The sequence below is a fragment of the Legionella qingyii genome (genome assembly GCF_003184185.1).
Window position 1 is genome coordinate 250,424 of record NZ_QHJG01000008.1, and the last position, 637, is coordinate 251,060.

Sequence of the window (637 nt, forward strand, 5' to 3'; positions counted from 1 at the left end):
AAGTTTAAAAAGGAAGCGGTAACCTTTCAGAGGGGTAAACGATTTAACTGTAATACCACGGGTGTTGACCTGAGCTTGGTTGCTGGAGAAGGAATGGTTCCTTCACGAGATGGCGGACTCGATACACCCGAATATAATCGAACGTCTAAGTATGCTTGTTCGTTTATAAAGATAAAAGATTATAAAACCTCGCCCACTACCCTTAGCTTGGGTGCGATAGTCGAACCTTCCGACTTCAAGATGGTAACTTGATGTGGGCGAATAGGAAGAAAAATTGACCACCTCCCCCTTCCTAAGCTTGGAAGCTTCCGTCTCGGCAGTCTAAATGTCAGACTAGGGAAACTGGCGAGCCCTTGGGGAGGTTTTTCTTGCGATAACAGAAAATTCTACTTATCTTACAGTTGTAAAACAATTGCCGGTTGGATTAATCTACCACGACCGTGGTCCTTAGCTTGGGCCCTGGATGACTAATGTTCAGTCAACGAGATGGTTGACTCGATGCGGTCGTATAAGCGAAAAGGACAAGAAATGTCCTAAATCACTATTAAAAAATAATAAATAGTGAATTTATTTTGGGACCGCTACTGGATGAAAGTGTACTCCTCTGGAGTGTGATAGTAACCGCGCCCGAGCAAAG

General features: G+C 44.0%; 1 protein-coding gene. It reads left to right on the forward strand.

The genetic code is table 11. The features are described 5' to 3' along the window. The coding region (locus DGG96_RS21025; protein ID WP_205872613.1) for a hypothetical protein at positions 1-252 on the forward strand (252 nt) is incomplete at its 5' end. Positions 253-637: the final 385 nt, after the last annotated feature.